The sequence below is a fragment of the Prosthecobacter sp. genome (assembly GCF_046154365.1).
In the GTDB taxonomy this organism is placed as follows: domain Bacteria; phylum Verrucomicrobiota; class Verrucomicrobiia; order Verrucomicrobiales; family Verrucomicrobiaceae; genus Prosthecobacter.
Genome location: NZ_JBJXFV010000160.1, coordinates 1 through 2,778, shown reverse-complemented (window position 1 = coordinate 2,778; position 2,778 = coordinate 1). Strand labels below are relative to the sequence as shown.

At 61.5% G+C, this 2,778-nt stretch carries 2 protein-coding genes; one reads left to right on the top strand and one right to left on the bottom strand.

Features of this window, described 5'->3' with window-relative positions:
* Nucleotides 1–1,306: amidohydrolase family protein (locus tag ACKVY0_RS20400; protein ID WP_409216690.1), on the bottom strand; the 1,306-nt coding region annotated here is incomplete at its 3' end.
* Nucleotides 1,307–1,580: 274 nt separating this feature from the next.
* Here ACKVY0_RS20400 and ACKVY0_RS20395 point away from each other — a divergent pair.
* On the top strand, nt 1,581–2,778 hold a 1,198-nt coding region (locus ACKVY0_RS20395; protein WP_409216689.1), incomplete at its 3' end, for a hypothetical protein.

Below are 2,778 nucleotides of genomic sequence, written 5' to 3'. Positions count from 1 at the left end.
GGTCGATCACTTTGGCGGGGTCGAAGACGGTGATGTCCGCATCGGCACCGAGGGCGATGCGGCCTTTGTTTTTCATCATCGGCACATGGCCTTCGAGACGTTTGGCGGGCAGGATGGTCATCTTCGCCAGCGCATCCATCAGCGGCAGCAGCTTCTTCTCGCGGGAGTACAGGCCGAGCACGCGTGCATACGTGCCAGCACCTCGCGGATGACCTTTGCCATCGACAAACGGCACACCGTCGCTGGCGATCATCACGCCGGGATGCGCGATGGCCTTTTCGACGTTGGCGTCCTTCATCATGTACATGATCACCCAGCCGCCTTCTTTGCGATGTTGCTCAAATGTCTCCTTCGTGAGCAGTTCGCCTGTCGCCGCCCAGACGATGTCGCCGTAGCTGATGCGCAGATTGTCCTGCCAGCCGGGATTGAACATGGCCGACTCCAGCAACGTGGATGCGGCGGTGTAGGGATAGACTTCGGTCGTGAGGTCCATGCCCGCAGCGCGATTTTCGTCGATCAGTTTCAGCACCTCCGGCACATCGCCGATGCTGCTGCTGCCGATGTGAACGATGTGGAGTGACGCACCGGTTTTCTTCGCGCTATCAATGGCCTCGCGGATCGGCGCGATGCCAAAGGCGCGAGTATGGACGAAGGCAGGCACCTTTCGTTCCGCTGCGATGCGTAATAGCGCCTCGATCTCCTCCGGCGTGGCCGCAGGCGTGTAATTGATGCCAAAACCAACGCCCAGCGCACCTTCGTTAAGCCCGCGACGGATCGCAGCGTTCATGCTCTTCATTTCCGCCTCGCCCGCGACCTTGTTCGCGCCATCCGGCTTCGGCCCGAGCAACGCCAGCCTCGCCTTCCCGCTCGCCCACTGGCCGGTTTTGAGCTGCGGATGAAACGCGGCAAAGCGGGCCGAGATGTGGCCCACCGTGGCTCCATAATGAATCGGCGCGGCGCCTTCCATCGACGCATACCACTCCGCGACCGGATACACGCCGCCTTCGAGTTCGAGCGCTGTGGTCACACCGTCCTGCGCCTTGATCTGCAAATCTCCCGTCGTCTGGCCATGCGCGTGCAAGTCGATGAAACCGGGTGACACAACATGCCCGGCCACATCGAGAACCTTGTCACCGGAAAGCGGCGTCTCGGAGATCGCGCTGATTTTGCCGTCCGTGATGCCGATGTGCCGCACGGCATCGAGACCACTCGCTGGGTCCATGACGCGACCATTGGCGAGGACCAGATCGTGAGCGTTCAGTTGAATCGCGGTGGCAAGGATCGCGAGGATAAGGCGTGCATTCATGAGTAGAGAGAGAATGCGCTCGCAGCCTGGGTCAACCAACCATTTCGCTGATCACCTTGCCTTCATCCGCGACGATGGGTCGAGGACGGCCCTGCGGATCGAGCCAGTTGGTGTTCTGTTCGATGCCGAGATGATGAAACACCGCCGCAGCGAGATCTCCGGGCGCGCCGCGAAGGTTGTCGATGCCGCCGCCTTGCCTCCTCGGGCTGAATATAAGCTCTTGACCATGTGGTTGGGATTGGTGTCTTTGCGGATCGTTTTCCGATCCTCTGCCATGAAGCCTTGCCAACTTTCCGACTGTCTCCTTGCCACCGTCTTCATCGTCGGCACGGCATTTGCACAGCTCGCGGAGGAGTATCGTCCGTGGACCAACACGGCGGGCAAGGAGATCGAGGCCACGCTGGTCTCCGTGGATGCAACGGCACGCATCGTGAAGATCAAGATGAAGGACGGCAAAGAGTATGATGTGCCGATCGCCAGCCTGAGTCCGGCGGACCTGGAGTATGCCAGGACGCGCTACGCGGCGATGCAGGCCGCCGCGCCTGCACACGCGGAGGGTCAGGGGAAGGTCGCTCCGCCGCTTCCGCCGGTCACCGTGCTGCCTGCCGCAAAGTTCAAGGCTCCATCGGCGAATGATTACCTCAACGGCATCGCAAAGGTGCGCCCGCGCCTCATTCAAAACGCTGCCGGATGGGCTGCGATCAAGAATCAAATCGCCGGCACGCCCGCGCTGACCAGACTCATGGCCACGCTCAAAGCCTCCGGCGAGGATTTGCTCAAGGATCCCGAGCTGAACCGCATCAACGGCGAAGGTGACTCAGGCGAGGGCTCCCGCGCGATCTACCGCATGGCCCTGCTCGCCGCGCTGCATTATGGCGATGGCGATCTGAAATGGAAGGAACGCGCCGTGCGTGAAGTCATCCTGCTTTGCGACAAGACGAACTTTCGTGACTGGCATCCCACTGAAGCGTCTGCTGTGGCTGACATGGTGATCGCTGTGACGCTCGGCTATGACTGGTTCCGCGATGGCTTCAATACCAAGCAGGCGGCGGAGATTCGTGCCTTCCTCCGCCAGAAGGGCGTGGACGCGCTGATCGCCCACATCCATGGCGAACCCGTGCCGCCCACGGCCTTTGGCACCGCGCCGGAATCTTCCGATAGCAACCCGCCCGCACCCGAGAAGAAAGAGGAGTCACCGGTGAATCTGGAAAAGATGCACATCGCCTCGGCTCTGCTGCTGAATGCCATGGGCTTCGTCGATGAGGACCCGAACATGGCCAAAGCCGCCGCCAGTGCCGCTGCGAAGGTCTTTGGTGAAGGCATGCTGCGCTTTGCCCCATCGGGCGTCTGGCCGGAGGGCCTGATGGCGGGTGATACCGTGATGGACTACGCCGCGATGGTGATCCAGTCGCTCCGCAGCGCATCAGGCAAGGACTTTGGCCTGAGCATGCTCGAAGGAGTCCCGCAGTTTG